Genomic DNA, 16,635 nt, shown 5'->3' with positions numbered 1-16,635 from the left:
CACGCTGTCGATCACGGATCTTCAATCGTCTAGATTGGGCCACATGGAACGGAGCACAAAAGGCGAGGACTACCAGAACGTCTCAAGGCCCCTCGCGGTGCTTTCCGACGAGTATCCTGCGTCCTTCATCGACCCCCCTCACGCGCATCAACGGGCGCAACTGGTCTATGCCAGCGCCGGAGTGATGTCGGTGATGACCGAGACCGCCAGCTTCACGATCCCGCCACAGCGCGGGGTGTGGATTCCGGGCGGGGTTCGACACGAAGCACTTTGTCGCGGGGCCGTGTCGCTGCGCACGCTCTATGTCGAACCGGGCGCCGACGACCGCTTGCCCCAGCGTTGCCGGGTGCTGAAGGTCTCCAACCTTCTGCGTGAACTCATTATCGAGGCCTCGCTGCTGCCGTTGGAGTACGAGCTGGGCGGACGCGACGACCGCCTCATGGCCCTGATTCTCGATGAGATCGCCCGCTCGGCCACGGGCGACGCCACCGCCCTCCACATCCCCATGCCCCAGGAACCGCGGCTGGTTCGCATCTGCCGCGCCATCATCCAGGACCCGTCCCAGGAGGACGACCTGGACCAGTGGGCCGACGCAGCGGGCATGGGGCGGCGCACCTTCACCCGCGCCTTCCGCCGTGAAACAGGCGTGACGTTCAGCCTGTGGCGTCAACAGGTGCGCTTGGCCGAAGCCCTGTCGTTGCTGTCGCTGGGCCACTCGGTGACCAGCGTCGCCTTTGACGTCGGCTACAACAGCCCCAGCGCCTTCACGGCGATGTTCCAGCGGGCGTTCGGCGTCGCGCCCAGCCAGTACTTCGGAGGCTAGGCCCGGCCTGCATTGAACGCGGCCATCCAGGCGACCAGATCCTCGCGTCCTTCGGCCTTCAGACCGTCAAGGATGTCGACATAGACGTCGTCGCGCTCGTCCTGGCCCAGCTTGAATGTCACCTTGGCCCCGACGATGCGGGCGCGAAAGCCGACGATGCCGCGCGAGAGGCCGGCATAGCGGGCGTCCACCTCGGGCAGGCTCCAGGCGTTGTCGCGACCGGCCTCCATGGCGTCGATCAGATCGGCCAGCAGGGCGCGAAGCTCGGCTTCATCGTCGATGAATTCCAACTCCAGAGCGAACGCGGCGCTGGCGTAGTTCCAAGTCGGGGCCTGGACACGATCGCTCATCCACGACGGTGAGACATAGGCGTGCGGGCCCATGAAGAGGACCAGGGCGCGCGGGTTGTCGCGCAGGCGCTCCCACTGGCGATTGGACCGGGCGAAATGGCCGATCAGGCCGGTTAGCGCGCCGTTCGCGTCCTTTAGGGGGCGCAGGGGCAAGGGCGTCGCGAAGGGGCCGTCGGCGCTCACGACCCAGGCCATCGGATTTTCCGTCACCAGACGTAGCACGTCGTCGTCCGAGCGGGCGGCGTATTTGGCGGGGGTCGGGTCCATCAGGCGGCCTTGTCCGTCAGGTCGGGCCACCGATGGGCCCAGGGCTGCGCGGCCTCCAGCTCAAAGGCCAAGGCAAGCAGCATGTCCTCCTGTCCGCGATCGGCGGCGAACATCACCCCGATCGGCAGGCCATCGTCCGACCATCCCAGCGGCAGCGAGATGGCCGGCGTGCCAGAGAGGTTCTGCAAGGACGTATAGCCCAGCCAGTCGAACATCCGCGTCATCAACAGATCAGGCGTCAACGCAGGTTGCATGAAGCCGATCGGCGGCGGGGGGGCGGCCAGGGTCGGGGTCAGCATGATGTCGTAGCCGGCGTACCAGGCCGACAATTGGCGAGGCGCTTCGGCGACCTGCCCCATCGCCGCCTCAAGGGCGGCGGCGGGCAAGGCGGCGGCTTGCTCGGCCAAGGCCAGGGTCCAGAGTTCCAGCAGATGAGCGCGCCCCTCGGTCCGGACACCGTCCACGGCGTCGGCCGCATCGTGCATCCACAGGGTGCGCATTGCCTGGGCGGCGGCGGCGCGGTCGAGGGACGGCGCTGCAACCTCGACATGGTGGCCCAGCCTTTCGCAAAGCCCAGCGGCGGCCTCGGTCGCGCGGACGACCGCCGAGTCGGGCGGCCCCTCGCCCAGTGCGTCAAAGCACAGGCCGATCCGCAGGCGGCGGGCCGACGGGGACACGACCGCGCCGCGTCCGGCGTCCGGGTGGGCGGCGGCGAAGGCCCAGGCCACGTCGCGGACGCTGCGGCTCATCAGGCTGTCGCCGACGATCAGGTCCTCGATGACGCTGCGGGCCCGCACCCGCACGGTAGCGTCGCGTCCGGGCTTGAGGCCCACCACACCGCAGCACGAGGCCGGGATGCGGATCGAACCGGCGCCGTCGCTGCCGTGAGCCAGAGGCACGAGCCCCGCCGCCAAGGCCGCGCCCGCGCCGCCGCTGGAGCCACCTGGCGTCGCGCCCTCGCCCCAGGGATTGCGGGTTACGGGACCCAGCAGCGGCTCGGTGACCGGCAGCAGGCCAAACTCCGGCATGTTGCTCTTGCCCAGCGGAACCAGGCCCTGGGCGTCGAAGCGATCGGTGAAGGCGAAGGATCGCGTCGCCGGCGCGTCGGTTCGGGCCCGCGAGCCGCCCCGGCCGGGCAGTCCCGGATAGTCCAGCGAGTCCTTGAGCAGGTAGGGCACGCCGGCCATCGGCCCCTCGCCAATAGGCTGCGCGACCCGGCCACGCGCCAGGTCGAAGCCCCGCGCGCTGACAGCGCCCAGAACTGGATCGAGCGCCTCGATGCGCAGGATCGCCGCTTCGGTCAGTTGGGCGGCGCTCACCTCGCCCGACCGCGCCAGCTGCGCCTGGCCGTGCGCGTCGAGCCTGCCGATCCGCAGGGCGTCGGCGAGGTTCAAGCCTGGCCTCCCAGGGTCAGGCTCAGTTCAGCGAAGGCCCAGAACAGACCCATTTGGTTGTACTGGTCCGAACGCCCTGAGGCCGCCTGGTGCCCGGCCGCCATGTTGGTCTGGAACAGGGTCGGCGCCGGGCCGGTGTTGTGGCGTCGGATGTTGGCCACCCACTTGGCCGGCTCCCAGTAGCTGACCCGGTCGTCGCGGATGCCGGCCGTGGCCAGGATCGGCGGATAGGCCTGGTCGCGGACGTTCTCGTAAGGCGAGATCGAAGCGATATAGTCATAGGCCTCGGGATCGGCCAGCGGATCGCCCCAGTCGGGCCGGAAGGCCGGGACCAGCGGATGGGTGGCGTCGCTCATGGTGTTGAGCATGTCGACGAACGGCACCTGGGCGATGATCCCGCCCCACAGGTCCGGCCGCAGGTTGGCGATCCCGCCCATCAGAAGTCCGCCGGCCGAGAGACCATAGGCGACCGTGCGCCCCTTGGCGCCATACCCGCCCGCGTGCAGATGCTCGGCGCAGGCGATGAAGTCGGTGAAGGTGTTCTTCTTCTTGAACCGCCGTCCATCCAGGAACCAGCCACGCCCCCTCTCCGCCCCGCCCCGCACGTGGGCGATGGCGTAGATCCAGCCCTGGTCGACCAGGGCCAGGGCGGGAACCGAGAAGTCGGCCTCGCTTGAAATGCCATAGGAGCCGTAGGCGTAGAGCAGCAGCGGCGCGCCGCCGTCCAGCTTGGCGCCCTTTCGCATCAGCACCGTGACCGGAACAAGCGCGCCATCGGAGGCCGCGGCCTCCAGGCGGCGCACCTCATAGGCGTCGGACGAAAAGCCCCCGCCGGCAGAAGTGGCCTTGACCACGGTCTGCAGGCCCGACGCCAGATCGTAGTCGATCCACCGCCCCGGCGTGCGCGGCGACTGGTAGATCAGGCGCAGGCGGGCGCCGTCGTGTTCCTGTTTCGGATCGAAGCCGACGGTATAGGCCGCCTCGTCGAAGGCGACCTTCCGCTCGCCGCCCCCACCCCGGGCGGCGACAACCACCTCCAGCTGGCCGTCGCGGCGCTGTAGGCGCACAAAGTGGCTCTTGAACGTCAGGGTCTCGAGGATGTGGCGACCGGGCTGGTGCGCAACCCAGTCGCGCCAGTTCGCCTTGCCCGGCGCATCGAGGGGCGCGCGCATCAGCTTGCCGTCGATCGCGCCATCGGCGTCCGTCAGGATAACCAGGTGTCCGTCCCAATCCTGCACCATGTAGTGCAGGCCCGGCCGGCGCGGTTCGACCAACCGGGGCTCGGCGGTGGGCTCACCAGCCGGAATCAACCACGCCTCGTCGAGGTCCGGCCCCAGGATATGGATGACCACGAAGCCGTCCGAGGCGGTGCGCTCCAGCGACATGAACAGCGCCGGATCCTTTTCCTCATAGACCAGCACGTCCTCGCCGCCACGCGCCGGACGGCGGAAGACCTTGGCGGGGCGGCTGAAGGCGTCGCGCCAGATCCAGAAAATCCACTGCGAATCCGGCGAGACGACCAGGCCCTTCCAGCCATAGCCATCGGCCTTGGCCGAGGTGTGGATCTGGCCTGTCGCCAGGTCGCGCACGCAGATCACATGACGATCGCCGCCCTCCAGGTCCTCGGCCCAGACGAACAGCGAATGGTCCGGGCTGTGGGCGGCCTCGACGATCCGGTAGTAGGCGTGGCCCTTGGCGCGGGCCTGCTCGTCCAGCAGCACCTGCTCGGGTCCGCCGCCGCGCGGCTTGCGGGCGTGGACCGGATGATCCTCGCCCGACCGGAAATAGCTGTAATAGAGCCACGGGCCATCCGGGGCGGGCGGTGGGCTGTCATCGCCGCTCGTCATCGCCGCCATGGCCGCCGCGTACTGGGCCTGGCGCGGCTTGGTCGGCGCCAGGATGGCCTCGGCGTAGCGGTTCTCGTCTTCCAGGCGCTCCCGGATTTCGGCGTTTAGGGGGGCTTCGCCGCGAGAGACCTGCTTCCAGTTAGGATCGCGCAGCCAGGCGAAATCGTCCGTCCGCGTGCGGCCCAGCTGGCTGATCCTATGCGGACGGACGGGCGTGACCGGAGGCTTGAGCAAGGGCGTCGCCGCGCTCGCCACCTGGGGCATGAATGCGGCGACAGCCGCCGTCAGGAAGAACTGTCGCCGATCCATGTATCGCCCCTCAAGCCTTACTCAGTCCGGATTCCGGACGCCTACAGCGCCCAGTTCACCGTCACGCCGAACGTGCGCGGACGCACCAGGCCCTGGCTGAGGCCATTGGCCTCGGGCACCGTGCGGGTCACGCCGCGTTCGTCGGTGATGTTGGCGCCGAACAGCGAGACGTTGGTCTTGCCGAAGCTGGCGCGCAAGCGCAGGTCGAACAGGTTGTAGTCGCCCTGCTCGCTGGGCGTGACGCCGGGCACCGCCGAATTGAGGTCGCTGATCCCTTTGGACAGGTAGCGGTGCGAAACCGTCAGGATCGGCTTGTAGGTCCCGCCGAACCGGTAGGATGCCAGGTTGGAGATCGACCAGTCGGCCGATCCAGGCAGTTGCGCACCTTCCGGGGCGGTGCCGTACCACAGAATGAACAGCGGCTCGGTCAGGCGCGCCTGCATGTAGGTGACACTGGACGACAGGTCGAGCTTGTCGGTGGCCTGCCAGGCGGCCGAGACCTCGACGCCGTTGCTCTTGGCCGAGCCGCCGTTGGCCGCGTAGTTGAAGAAGTCCGGCGTCTGCAGCCGCAGCTGAATGTCGTCCCACTTCACGTGGAAGGCGGTGACGTCGAGCTGGAAGCCAGGCGCAGGGTTGAGCCGCACGCCCACCTCGTAGTTCTTCAGGGAGTCGCTGCTGGAGCCGGCCGGGATCGGATAGGCCGACAGGCCCGGCGTGTTCGGCGTGCCGAAGCGGAAGCCTTCCGAATAGAGCGCGTAGATCATCGCGTCTTCATTGGGCGTGTAGGTCAGCGACACCTTGGGCGAGAAGCCGTCCTGCTTGTCCGTCGACGGGGTCACGATCGGCGCGCCGGGATAGGTCGAGAAGCCCACCTGGGTGGAGACGCTCTCGATCTCGGTCTTGAACAGACGCCCGCCGCCGGTCAGCTTGATCTGCGGCGTGAAGTGGTAGGAGGCTTCACCGAACAGCGCCGTCTCCTTGGCCGACAGGTCGGTGTAGAAGGCGTTGAAGATCTCGCCGTCGGGCGCGATCACAGCGCCCGATCCGGCGCCAAACAGCGGCGAGGCGTTGAACTGAGCCGCCGCACCGGCCGCGCCGATGGCCTCATAGAGGTGCTTGTCGCTCTCGAAGTACATGGCCCCGACCAGCCACTCGAACCTGTCGCTCTTGGGCGAGGCCAGGCGCATTTCCAGGCTCTTGCCCTCGCTGTCGCCGCCGCTCTTGATATAAAGTGGCGAGGTCAGGTTCAGGCCCAGGTCGGCGTTGTAGGCGCCGCGCACCGGGGTGTAGTCGAACAGGTAGTCCTGGCTTTTTTCCTGATAGGCGCCGATGGCGGTGAATTTGGCGAAGCCGAAGTCGTGGTCGACCCGCAGGCTATGCAGCTCCACCTCGGTGACGTTCGGCTCGGCGATGGCCGTGCTGCGCTTCAGGTCGCCAAGCGCGGGGTTGCGGTAGGGCGCGTCGTCGGCGTCGGTCTTCTGATAGAGGCTCAGCCACGAAAGCTCGGTGTTGTCCGTCGGGGTCCAGACCACCGACAGGCGGCCGCCGCCGACCCCGATGTCGTTGGAGCCCTTCTTGCCGATGCCGACATTGTCGAGATAGCCCTGCTCCTCGCGGTAGGCGACCACGCCGCGCACGGCCAGCTTGTCGGTGACCAGCGGGATGTTGACCATCGCCTTGCCAGCGTAGCTGAGGTCCGCGTTCTTGGTCTGGCTCAACGTGCCTTCGACGGCGGCGTCGAACGCCGAGGCGTTGGCCTTGTTGGCCACGTAGTTGATCGCCCCGCCCATCGAGGCCGAACCGTAGAGCGAGCCTTGCGGGCCGCGCAGGATTTCGACGTGACCGACGTCGAAGGCGTCGATGTCAGGAATGACGATCGTCCAGCCCGGCTCGGTCAGCGGCACTTCATTGATGTAGTAGCCGGTGGTGCCCTGGCCCTGCACGTTGCCGGCGCTGGTGGCGATGCCGCGCACCACCACGTGCGAGGTGCCCGGCTGGAAATCGTTGAACACCACGCCCGGGGCGCGGGCGATGTAGTCGGCGAAGCTCTGGGCGCCCAAGGCCTCCAACTGCTTGCCAGATATGGCGGTGACCGAACCGGAGATGTCGCGGACGCTCTCGTCTCGCTTTGTGGCGGTGACGATCACTTCATCCAGCAGGCTGGAGCCGTTGGCGTCCTGGGCCAACGCGTGGCCCCCGCCAATCAGCGCCGCGCAGCTCGCCAGCAGCGTCAGGCGAAAGCTATTGAATCTGGCCATGATACCCCCTTGTTGGTCTTCGAGGGCCGGACACTCCCAGGTCCAGCCCACGAAAAGGAGGCTATGACAGGTCGGTGACGGCCACGCGCCTTCAGGGGTCAATTACTCCCGAGAACGGGCCAGGAGCCGAACGCCGCGCCAGGAGAGCCAACGAAAGCCGACGGCCCCCGCGCTACGCGTTCCTGCACCCCTCTCTGTCGTTCGTAAGGTCGCTCGCGACACGCGGCGCGCCCCTCGCGGCGGCGGTCTTGCGCCAATTGCAGACCTTGGTATAGCTCCAGGAACCGGACATCGGACACAGTGCGAAGGCCCGGATGTGGGCCTCGCGCTTCCTTCCGTTTCCGACCCTTTGCGGATATTGAAACTCAGGCCAGCTGCGGGATTGGTTAGCGCCAAACCCGCCAGTGCGGAAGCCGCCCGCCGCCGAGCGTCACGAGCGAGCACTCTGGGCCTCGCTGACCAATGCAGCCTTGAACGCCGTTTGACAGACACGACAATCCAACCGGCGTCATTCGATCCGGTGCAAATTGCGTCAGGCCTTGATCCCGAAGAGTTTCTCCGCATTTCGGAACGCGATTTTTTCCTTTGTTTCACGGGGCAGATTGACGGCACGAAACCAGTCGGTTCCTTCCTTCATGTTCGCAAACGGGTAGTCGGTTGCAAACATCACTCGGTCCACACTGATGTGCTTCAGCAAGAGATCTAACAGATCATCTTGAAATAATGCGCTAGTTGTAAACCAGAAATTATCATGGAAATATTGGTCGAACGGCTTTTTCAGGGTGCCTTTGGTCACCTCACTCATCTTCTCCACGATTCGCTTGCAAAAGAATGGCAAACCCTCCCCCATGTGACCAATAATGATCTGTAGTTTGGGAAATTTGTCGAACACACCCGATGTGATCATTCTAAGACATTGAGTGACTACTTCTTGGTGCCATCCATAAGCTGAGATACTGAGAAACTGATCCTGGAACTCCGCCTGATATTCTGGCCGCATATTACTGTAGTAGATCTGGAAAATTTCGTCAGGTGGCAGGCCTGGGTGGATGTATATCGGCACATCAAGGGCTTGGGCACGCGCCAGAACGGGCTCAAAATCAGGATGATCGAGGAATTTTTTGCCGATAATTCCATTGGTCAAGCATCCCAGGAAGCCATCCTCCCGAACTGCCCGTTCTAGTTCGTCCGCTGAGGCCTCCGGACTCTGCAACGGCAAGGTTGCAAATGCCTGGAACCGCCCCGGATAGGTGGCCATCGGTCCATCGACGAGCATCTTGTTGAGACGATACGCGAAATCGACGCCTGCCTGACCGGGGACGTGTTGCACCCCTGGCGTATGCGCGGAGAGAACTTGAACGTTGATCCCCGCCTCATCCATCGCGCGGATGCGGCGCGGACCTAGTTCGGCAAGACCCGTCTCCTCGAGAAACAGCCGGTCGTTCAGCACCATCAACTCATGGGTGGAAAAGGTCTCTTCCGTGCCGATAAAGCGCAGGTCCTGGTCTCGCAATGAGATGTCCGAAATCTCCGCCGCTGTCGCGCGGGAGGCAATGTTAGGCGCGGACAGTCCGGCGCCAATACCAAGTGCTGTCGCCCCACTCAAGAATTTGCGACGCCCCGTCACCAGGTTGTTCAGGGACCTTCTGATTTGGGTCATGTCAGTGCCCGCTCCGAATGTTCTTGTTGTGCATTATGAATGGAGATTTCTCTCTCTATAGAATCAGACAAAGTTCTAGTATTCGATGTTTATTATGCCGCAGACACCCCAACGACGACGTGGATATGGTCGATGCGGCTGTCCGTAGGGTGATATATTGGGATATATTGTAGAGATGGGTCAGAGTGCGCGCTGGGACGCCACCGCTCAACTGTGGCGAGGCGTGCTCAGGCCGGATTGATCACCAGGCCACAGTCAACTTCGGTTCGGCGCCGGTGGAGCATTTGGCCTAGGCTCCAGACTCATTGGGCCCACCATATGATGATGGCGGCGATGAAGACGGCGCTGGCAAAGATGGCGGCGAGCTTGTCGTATCGGGTGGCGACACGCCGCCAGTCCTTGAGCCTGCAGAACATCCGCTCGACCAGATTGCGCTGCTTGTAGGCCTCCGGATCGAAGGGCTGCATGCGTTTTCGGGTCGGGTTGTTGGGGATGACCGGGGTAGTTCCCCGTTCGATCAGGAAATTGCGCAACTTGTCGGCGTCATAGGCGGTGTCGGCCAGGCAGAGGCGCGCACTGGGAAGCGGCTCAAGCAATGACCGGGCGAAGGGGGCGTCGCCGCGCTGCCCGGCGGCTATTTCAAAGGCGATGAGGCGGCCTTTGCCGTCGACGACGGCGTGGATCTTGGTCGTGCGGCCGCCGCGCGAACGGCCGATCGCCTGGATTTCGGCCCCCCTTTTCCGCCACCCGCCGAGCGGTGGGCCTTGGCGCTGGTGGAGTCGATCATGTGCACGTCGTCGGGGCTGAACGCCACCAGGGCCGCGAACAGCCGCCGCCAGACACCCTTGATCGTCCAGCGCCGGAACCGGTTGTAGATGGTCGTTGGCGGGCCATAGACTGCGGGACAGTCTTGCCACCGGCAACCCACCTTCAGCACATGGATGATACCGCTGATGACGCGCCGGTCATCGACCCGATGCGCGCCCGACTGGTTTTTCGGCAGCAACGGATCGATCACCGCCCACTGCCGATCCGACAACCAGAACTCTCCAGCCATGATTCAACCTCCGTTTCGGAGATTGAATCACAACAAGAATATATCATTCAAGTGTTTGATCGGGTTTCGACCCTAGAGCACCGCATTGATGAACTGCTCGTCATCCAGCCAGACGACAAGACGGCGGGAGCGGGAGACGCGGTCCTTGAGCCGGTCCATCAGATCTCCAAGGGTGGCGCAGTCGGCGCCGACCATGTCGTCGATCTCGATGTCGAAGTGATCCTCGATCGCGACGAGCACCGCTCCATACTCCTCAGCGGAAAGCTGCAAGTCACAGATCGGAGTTGTGCGGCCTAGCATAGACTGAGCCAAGCCCGCGTGCCTGGCGACAAGATAAGCGACATCTCCATCGGTCAGAAAGCCGTGAGCGAAGAGGGTGTCGGTCATGGGCGATACTCCGTGAAGCCATACCCCAATGACTCCACGCGGCTACCAACCACTCACCGAATTATTTCTTGCTTTGAGTCAGCGGCTTTCCGATCGCAGGATCTTGAAGATCTCGTCGTCATAGCCCATCGCTCGGCCCTTGTAGGCTCTTGCAACATGGTCTTAGAAGATGATCGCGAAAGGTTCGCGTTCTTCGGCGTGTTGGCCCGCCGCGTGCGCGGTTAGTCGAAAGCGATGGCCATAGTTGTGACATTTCGCCGTGAACCTTATCTCGATAAGCTTCACAAAAGGCGGCTCCTAGGACATCGCCAGTCTATTGGATCTTTGCGTGCCCCTGCTTTCGACCCTTGCTCATTTGACGTCTTGCTGAAGTAGTCGCCGGTGCAGAACCAATCGCCTCTTCTGGCTTCCTATCTTGAGCGCCGCGACGATATGCGGCGGTTTTTTTTGGCCAAGCTGGGTCCCGACGCCGATGTCGAGGATCTCGTGCAGGACCTCTATCTGAAGGTCATCGCCCTGCACGATGAGCCGGTGAACAATCCGCCGGCCTTTCTCTATCGGCTGGCTTCCAACCTGATGTTGGACCGCATGCGTCAGCGTCGCCGCGCCAGCGCGCGCGACGCCGACTGGCGCAGCACTCACCAGGCGTCGATGGGATCGGTGGATGTCGCCGACGCGCCCGATGCGGAATCCGCCGTCATCGCGCGACAGCGGCTGGACAAGGTCCTGGCCGCCCTGACGACGCTATCTCCGCGCACTCAGCAGATTTTCAAGCTAAACAAGGTCGACGGTCTGTCTTACGCCCAGATCGCCGCCGCCCTGCAAATCTCCAAAAGCTTGGTTGAAAAGCAGATCAGCCTGGCCCTGGGCCATCTTCATTCCAGGGTGACGCGATGAGTGTGGCTGATCTGCATCACCCTCCAACAAACCGGGGAGGCGAAAGTGTGTCGGCGACGTCGTTGCGGAGAGGCTGGCCCGTATTCGGCCGCGAAGCCTCAGGTGACCGCCCATGACCGCTTCTCCGATCGATCCGATCCTGCAGACCGCAGCAGACTGGTTCGCCCGTCTGCGCGACGACGCCGACCTCGACGCCTGGACGGATTTCCGGACCTGGCTCGAAGCCGATCCAGCCCACCGCCTGGCCTATGAAGACGTGGAGGCGCTATGGCTCGACCTGGAAGACCCGGCGGCCGAAGCCCTGTTGGCGACCGCTACAGCGACGCCTTCCAGCCCCACCGACACCAAGGCGCTCGAGCCCAGATCCACGGTCACGGCCTTCAAGTCGCGCTCACGACGCCCAGCGCCCTGGCTGATCGCCGGCGGAGCCATCGCCGCCAGTATCGCGGCCCTGCTGTTGGCGCCGAGATGGCTGCCCTCGGCCCCGACGGACTATGTCACCACCAAGGGCGAGGTCCGGGCCGTGACCCTGGCGGATGGCTCGCGCCTGACCCTGGGCGCCGACACGCGGGTCAGCGTCACGATGCGCGTCGGACGCCGGGACGTCATCCTCGCGGACGGCCAGGCCGCGTTTGACGTCGTCCACAAGCCTGGCAGCCCGTTCGTGGTTGCCCTGGGCGATCAGAGGGTTCGAGTGATCGGCACCGAATTCAATATCTCGCGCCATGCGGGTCGCACCGCCGTCACCGTGCGTCGCGGCGTCGTCGCCGTGGCGCAAGCGAGCGGCGGCGAGGTGCGGTTGACCAGAGGCCAGCAGGTTCTCCATACCGAGGGCACCAACGTCCAGGAGGTGCGCGGCGCCGATCCCGACGCGGTGTTCGCCTGGCGCTCCGGACGGCTGATCTACAACAACGCGCCCCTGGCCGACGTGGTCGCCGACTTCAACCGGTATGGCGGCGCGCCGATCCGGATCGATCCCAGCGCGGCGAACGTGAAGGTCAGCGGTGTGTTCCTCGTCGACGGACAGCGGGCCATGGTCGAGCGATTGGCCCAGTTCAGCGGGGTGGCTGTCGTCACGCGCCCGAACGAAATCGTTCTGAAGGGACAATGATCGCCAGGCGCCGGTCATGGATTTCGTGAGCCGGTCCGCGCCGCGATGGGCGGGTCTGTTCGCGTTTGTCTCTGCGTCGCTCAGCCTTGGCCCCGCCGCCGAGGCCGCGTCGCCGGAGGTTCGGCTGCAGGTGGCGCGCAAGCCCGTGCGCGAGGCCCTGATTAACCTGGCGCTTCAGGCCGAGGTGTCTCTGGGCGGCAATCTCGACGTCTGTCGCGGCGATAGCCCGACGATCGCCGGGCTTATGTCGCTGGAGACCGCCCTTTCTCGCGTGCTGGCCGGGTCGGGTTGCACCTTCGCCATCCTGGATCAGCGCACCGTGCTGGTGCGCAAGGCCGTTCCGAAGCCCCCCCCCCACAGCCGCCTCCGCGCCGCAGCCGGCGCCGCCGGTCGTGGCGGAGGCGGAGGGCGAAGTCGCGCTCGGAGAGGTGGTGATCACCGCCCAGCGCTTTCCCAACCTCCCGGGCCGGACCCCCTACGCGATCTCGGCGGTCTCCGGCGAGGCGATCACCCGCCAGCGCGCCTCCAGCTTGGCCGACATCGGTTTTCAGGCAGCGGGACTAACCACCACCAACCTGGGTCCTGGCCGTAACAAGATCCTGCTGCGCGGCCTTTCGGACGGGGCCTTCACGGGGCAGACCCAGTCGATTGTCGCCCTTTATCTTGACGAGGCGCCCATCACCTACAACGCGCCAGACCCGGATCTGCGGCTGGCCGACATCGAACGGGTCGAAGTCATGCGGGGCCCCCAGGGCACGCTTTACGGCGGCGGTACGATCGGCGGGGTCGTTCGCCTGGTCACACGCAAGCCCAATCTTGACGCGATCTCCGGCCAGGTCCTGGCGGGCGCCTCCGCCACCCGCCACGGTGGCGTGGGCAGCGAGATGGAGGGTACGATCAATCTTCCGCTGCTGGCCGGAAAAGTGGCGATGCGGGCGGTGGGTTACGTTGAGAAGTCGCCCGGCTACATCGACAGTGCCGGGCTGGCGCGCAAAGACACCAACGCCTCCGAGCGGAAGGGCGCACGCCTGTCGCTTCGCGCCGTCCTGTCGTCCGCCTGGCAGGTCACGGCGGTGACCAACTTCCAATCGATCGACAACCACGACACCCAGTACGGTGTGGCGCGGTTGGGACCGTTGATGCGCGACAACGTCGTGCGCGAACCCCATGCCAACAGCTTTGACCAGGACTCGCTGACCCTGACGGGTGACGGAGACTGGGGCCGGTTCACCGGTTCGATTTCGCGCCTGGGTCACGACTTCTCCAGTCGCTACGACGCCACGAGCCAGACGGCCCTGTTTGGCCTGCCGGCGGGCCCGGCCGCCTTCGACGACGCGCGGAGCACTGATCTGGTGGTCGGAGAGGTCACCTACGCCACTCCGTCCGGGCGACCGCTGCATGGCCTTGTCGGCGCCTTCTTCTCCACCACACAGGTCCGCTTCGACAGCGCCATGGCACCGGCCACGACGGGCGGGGCTCCTGGCTATCAGGAAGCGCGCATCGACGACATCCGCGAAACGGCCGTCTATGGCGAAGCCACCTGGGACCTGCCGTGGAGCCTGTCGGCCACGGCCGGCCTGCGCTGGTTCGACTACCACTATGGTGTCCGATCCAGCGTCATTCAGGTAGGGGAGGCCCGCGCCTTCGCAGGCGAAGACGGCGAGCGCGGGGTCTCGCCCAAGATCCTGGTCAGCTATGCGCCGAGGTCCTCGCTGTTGGTCTATCTGCAGCTTTCTGAAGGCTATCGCCCCGGCGGATTCAATACCGGCGGGAGAATGGGGCAGGTATTTGGGAGTTTTGGCGCCCCGCAACGCCAGTACCGCCCCGACGAACTCTGGAACCGCGAGGTTGGCGTCAAGCTGAAGGCTTTCGATGATCGCCTGCGGATGCGCGCCGCGGCCTTCTATGCCGAGTGGGGTTCGATCCAGAGCGATCAGTACCTCGCGGACGGCCTGGGCTACACGGTCAATGTCGGCGACGGCGACAATACGGGCGCTGAAGTCGAAGGCGCCTGGCGCGCCAGCGATCACTTCGATCTAAGTTTGGCGCTCCTGGTCAACAATCCCAGCCTATCGCGACTCAGCCCGGATCCGGCGTCGGCCGCCAATGCGGGCTCGGTGGGGATTTCCAGCGGATCGGCCAATCTCAATATCGACTATCACCGACCTCTGGCCTGGGGTCCCACCTTGCGCGTTCGTGTTCAAGCCGTCTACAGGGGGGGCGCGCGACTAGGGTTGGGCGAGGCCACCGGACGAGACCTGGACAGCTACTGGACGACGTCGACCAGCGCGGCGCTTGAAACCGAGCGCTGGACCCTTGAGGCCTATGTCGACAATCCCGTCAACAGCCACGCCAACACCTTTGCTGTCGGCAATCCGTTCGCCCCGCGCAGCGACCAGGCCATCACACCTCTGCGGCCGCGCACGACCGGCTTTCGGCTTGTGTCGCGGTTCTAGACTTGTCGCCTCGCGCCGTTGTGCGCGACACTGAAGGCATCCTGGCCATTTTCGCGTCGCGCTCCGACTCGCCGAAAACGCCACTGGGCGATCATGGGTCCTCTCCATCCGCGCGAAGAACGCCTAAATCGGGTCCGGTTTCATCGTGATCGGCGGTGTAACAGTGGGCGAAACTCGGCCGGCCTGGCGGGTTTGGTTGTCACTGCGGATGGGCTGGGGTCAGGTTCCCCGCGCATGAAAGAGGCCATGCCCTAAACTGCGTTCATCATCGGCCCGTCGGCCGAAGCGTCAACGAACTGGCGTATATAGGCGTTGTCCGTCCGGTCGAGTTCGGTGGGCGCACCACGCCAGACGATTCGACCGCCATGCAGCATGGCGATCTCGTGGCCGATCGTCCGGGCGGAGGTAAGGTCGTGGGTGATCGACACCGCCGTGCAGCCCAGGCCCCGCACCTGATCCACGATCAGCGCGTTGATCACCGCCGAGGTGATCGGGTCCAGCCCGGTGGTCGGCTCGTCGAAGAACAGAATCTCGGGATTGGCGACTACGGCCCGCGCCAGGCCGACGCGCTTCTGCATCCCGCCCGACAATTCGGACGGATAGGAATCGGCGACGCTGGGTTGCAGGCGCACGCGGCCCAGAGCCTCGATCGCCCGCGCCTTGGCCTCCTTGCGGGGCACGCCATCGGCATTGATCAGGCGAAAGGCGACATTCTCCCAGATGGTCAGGCTATCGAACAGGGCCGCTCCCTGAAACAGCACGCCGATGCGCGAGAACAGCTCGCGCCGCGAATGCCCGCCCATCCCGACCACGTTCCTGCCATCGACCAGCACCTGACCCGTGTCAGGGTTCAGCAGACCCATGGCCACCTTGATGGTCACCGACTTGCCCTGCCCTGACCCGCCAATGATCACCAGCGACCGACCCGCCGCGACGCTCAGATCCAGTCCGTCCAGGACAGGACCATCGAAGCGCTTGCAGACGCCTTTCCACTCAAGTTTTGGCGTATCGGTCATGTGTTAGTGAACAGCGTTGTGAGGAAATAGTCGGAGGCGAATATCAGGATCGCCGAGGACACCACTGCGTGGGTGGTCGCCTGGCCAACGCCCCGCGCGCCGCCCTTGGCGTGATAGCCGTGATAGCAGCCCATCAGGGCGACGATGAAGCCGAAGACAGCCGCCTTGATCAGGCCCGAGCCGACATCCCAAAGCTGTAGGAAGTCGGCGGTGTTATGAATGTAGGCCGCCGAGTTGAAGTCGAGAATTCGCACCGCCACCAGCCAGCCGCCGGCCACGCCGATGATGTCGGCGACCAGGGTCAACAGTGGCAGGACCAGGGTCGCGGCCAGTAGGCGCGGCACGACCAGGTAGTGGAACGGGTCGGTCGACAGCGTGCGCATGGCGTCGATCTGTTCGGTGGCGCGCATCGCTCCGATCTCGGCAGCGATAGCGGCAGACACCCGGCCGGCCAGCATCAGGGCCGCCAGCACCGGTCCCAGTTCGCGCGTGATGCCCAGAGCGACGATCTGCGGCATCGCCTGCTCGGCGTTAAAGCGCCCACCGCCGGTGAAGATATTCAGGGCCAGCGCCGCGCCGGTGAAGACGGCGGTCAGTCCAACGACCGGCAGCGAGAAGAAGCCGATCGCCAGGAGTTGTCGCAGCAGTTGGACTGGGAACCAGGGCGGCGAGAAGACCGAGATCACCCCGCGCACGGCAAAGATCCCGCCCCCGCCCACCATCCGCAGCGCGGCCAGGGTCGAGCGTCCGATGGTGCGCAAGGGCTTCAAGAACGCAGGCGTCGCCGCGCCGACCGCAGCCAT

At 65.3% G+C, this 16,635-nt stretch carries 12 protein-coding genes and 1 pseudogene; 4 read left to right on the top strand and 9 right to left on the bottom strand.

The genetic code is table 11. The annotated features are described in order from the left end of the window. Window positions 1-43 precede the first annotated feature (43 nt). Entirely contained in the window at window positions 44-823 is a 780-nt protein-coding gene (locus tag ACW18B_RS11030) for a helix-turn-helix domain-containing protein (protein WP_492047093.1), read from the top strand. Here the strand turns inward: ACW18B_RS11030 and ACW18B_RS11025 are convergent. The 7 genes and pseudogenes from ACW18B_RS11025 to ACW18B_RS10995 form a co-directional block, all read right to left on the bottom strand. After that, complete coding sequence (locus ACW18B_RS11025) at window positions 820-1,440, bottom strand: FMN-binding negative transcriptional regulator (RefSeq protein ID WP_492047092.1); 621 nt, start codon at window positions 1,438-1,440, stop codon at window positions 820-822. The two genes, ACW18B_RS11030 and ACW18B_RS11025, sit on opposite strands and share 4 nt — an antisense overlap. Further along, window positions 1,440-2,834, bottom strand: coding sequence for an amidase family protein (locus ACW18B_RS11020; RefSeq protein WP_492047091.1), 1,395 nt, complete (start codon window positions 2,832-2,834; stop codon window positions 1,440-1,442). Before ACW18B_RS11020 ends, ACW18B_RS11025 begins: the two co-directional genes overlap by 1 nt. Continuing rightward, entirely contained in the window at window positions 2,831-4,990 is a 2,160-nt protein-coding gene (locus tag ACW18B_RS11015; RefSeq protein ID WP_492047090.1) for a S9 family peptidase, read from the bottom strand. Before ACW18B_RS11015 ends, ACW18B_RS11020 begins: the two co-directional genes overlap by 4 nt. A gap of 41 nt (window positions 4,991-5,031) precedes the next feature. Beyond that, window positions 5,032-7,248 (bottom strand): TonB-dependent receptor, encoded by a 2,217-nt coding sequence (locus ACW18B_RS11010; protein WP_492047088.1) that lies wholly within the window; start codon window positions 7,246-7,248, stop codon window positions 5,032-5,034. Window positions 7,249-7,780: 532 nt separating this feature from the next. After that, window positions 7,781-8,908 (bottom strand): amidohydrolase family protein, encoded by a 1,128-nt coding sequence (locus ACW18B_RS11005; protein ID WP_492047087.1) that lies wholly within the window; start codon window positions 8,906-8,908, stop codon window positions 7,781-7,783. A 302-nt stretch (window positions 8,909-9,210) separates the two neighbouring features. Beyond that, window positions 9,211-9,965 (bottom strand): annotated as a pseudogene (locus ACW18B_RS11000) (IS5 family transposase). 72 nt (window positions 9,966-10,037) lie between these two features. Further along, window positions 10,038-10,352: a hypothetical protein gene (locus ACW18B_RS10995; RefSeq protein WP_492047086.1), complete on the bottom strand. Its 315-nt coding sequence runs from the start codon at window positions 10,350-10,352 to the stop codon at window positions 10,038-10,040. 381 nt (window positions 10,353-10,733) lie between these two features. On the opposite strand from ACW18B_RS10995, the gene ACW18B_RS10990 reads away from it, so the two are divergent. The 3 genes from ACW18B_RS10990 to ACW18B_RS10980 all read left to right on the top strand — a co-directional run bounded on the left by ACW18B_RS10990 (window position 10,734) and on the right by ACW18B_RS10980 (window position 14,816). Beyond that, window positions 10,734-11,249, top strand: coding sequence for an RNA polymerase sigma factor (locus tag ACW18B_RS10990; protein WP_492047084.1), 516 nt, complete (start codon window positions 10,734-10,736; stop codon window positions 11,247-11,249). A gap of 112 nt (window positions 11,250-11,361) precedes the next feature. After that, window positions 11,362-12,360, top strand: coding sequence for a FecR family protein (locus ACW18B_RS10985; RefSeq protein WP_492047082.1), 999 nt, complete (start codon window positions 11,362-11,364; stop codon window positions 12,358-12,360). Between the two features lie 392 nt (window positions 12,361-12,752). Then, the gene (locus ACW18B_RS10980) at window positions 12,753-14,816 is read left to right on the top strand and encodes a TonB-dependent receptor (RefSeq protein WP_492047081.1); all 2,064 of its coding nucleotides are present in this window, start codon (window positions 12,753-12,755) and stop codon (window positions 14,814-14,816) included. Window positions 14,817-15,067: 251 nt separating this feature from the next. On the opposite strand, the gene ACW18B_RS10975 is transcribed toward ACW18B_RS10980, so the two are convergent. Together ACW18B_RS10975 and ACW18B_RS10970 are read right to left on the bottom strand one after the other, a co-directional pair. Continuing rightward, window positions 15,068-15,832 carry an ABC transporter ATP-binding protein gene (locus tag ACW18B_RS10975; protein ID WP_492047080.1) on the bottom strand — a complete coding sequence of 255 codons (765 nt, stop codon included), beginning with the start codon at window positions 15,830-15,832 and terminating at the stop codon, window positions 15,068-15,070. After that, window positions 15,829-16,635: an MlaE family ABC transporter permease gene (locus ACW18B_RS10970; protein WP_492047079.1), complete on the bottom strand. Its 807-nt coding sequence runs from the start codon at window positions 16,633-16,635 to the stop codon at window positions 15,829-15,831. The genes ACW18B_RS10975 and ACW18B_RS10970 overlap by 4 nt, the downstream gene beginning before the upstream one ends.

The sequence above is a fragment of the Caulobacter sp. FV2ps19 genome (genome assembly GCF_058681035.1).
This window is presented reverse-complemented; position numbering and strand designations above follow the sequence as displayed.

Excerpts from the sequence above, each read along its gene's own strand:
- ACW18B_RS11015 (WP_492047090.1), bottom strand. The coding sequence starts at position 4,990 with ATGGATCGGCGACAGTTCTTCCTGACGGCGGCTGTCGCCGCATTCATG.
- ACW18B_RS10975 (WP_492047080.1), bottom strand. The coding sequence starts at position 15,832 with ATGACCGATACGCCAAAACTTGAGTGGAAAGGCGTCTGCAAGCGCTTC.
- ACW18B_RS10985 (WP_492047082.1), top strand. The coding sequence starts at position 11,362 with ATGACCGCTTCTCCGATCGATCCGATCCTGCAGACCGCAGCAGACTGG.
- ACW18B_RS10995 (WP_492047086.1), bottom strand. The coding sequence starts at position 10,352 with ATGACCGACACCCTCTTCGCTCACGGCTTTCTGACCGATGGAGATGTC.
- ACW18B_RS11025 (WP_492047092.1), bottom strand. The coding sequence starts at position 1,440 with ATGGACCCGACCCCCGCCAAATACGCCGCCCGCTCGGACGACGACGTG.
- ACW18B_RS10970 (WP_492047079.1), bottom strand. The coding sequence starts at position 16,635 with ATGGCTGCGGTCGGCGCGGCGACGCCTGCGTTCTTGAAGCCCTTGCGC.
- ACW18B_RS11030 (WP_492047093.1), top strand. The coding sequence starts at position 44 with ATGGAACGGAGCACAAAAGGCGAGGACTACCAGAACGTCTCAAGGCCC.
- ACW18B_RS11005 (WP_492047087.1), bottom strand. The coding sequence starts at position 8,908 with ATGACCCAAATCAGAAGGTCCCTGAACAACCTGGTGACGGGGCGTCGC.
- ACW18B_RS11010 (WP_492047088.1), bottom strand. The coding sequence starts at position 7,248 with ATGGCCAGATTCAATAGCTTTCGCCTGACGCTGCTGGCGAGCTGCGCG.